This is a genomic window from Mesorhizobium sp. M1A.F.Ca.IN.020.04.1.1 (genome assembly GCF_003997315.1).
Classification (GTDB): Bacteria; Pseudomonadota; Alphaproteobacteria; order Rhizobiales; family Rhizobiaceae; genus Mesorhizobium.
On the sequence record NZ_RZSN01000436.1, the window covers coordinates 1 to 335 of the forward strand.

The window sequence follows — 335 nt, forward strand, 5'->3', positions numbered from 1 at the left end:
CGCCCTGCTCGGCTTCGCTGCGGTTTTTCCTGGGAATCGACATGCCTGCTCAGGATTGCCCATGAAACGGGCAAAGGAAGCGATAAAAGCGACATGGCCGGGCGGCCGGGCTCACCCCTTCGCCAGCTTGCGGATCGCGCTCGATGACAGCGACGAGCGCGGGCCGTGAATGAAGGTCCAGGCCGGCGCCTTCATGCGGGCAAGCCGCGGCGCATCGCCCTCGTCGATGCGGGCATAGTCGAAGGTCTTGGCGACGACCGAGGACAGGAACGACAGCGTCGCGCCCGGGCGGTCGATGACGGCGATCGGGAAGGTCATGACGATCTCGCGCCAGC

The 335-nt window shown here is 66.3% G+C and carries 1 pseudogene; it reads right to left on the reverse strand.

Annotated elements, in window-relative coordinates:
* Nucleotides 1-111: 111 nt before the first annotated feature.
* Nucleotides 112-335, reverse strand: a pseudogene (locus tag EOA49_RS32410) (nicotinic acid mononucleotide adenylyltransferase); the annotation flags it as partial.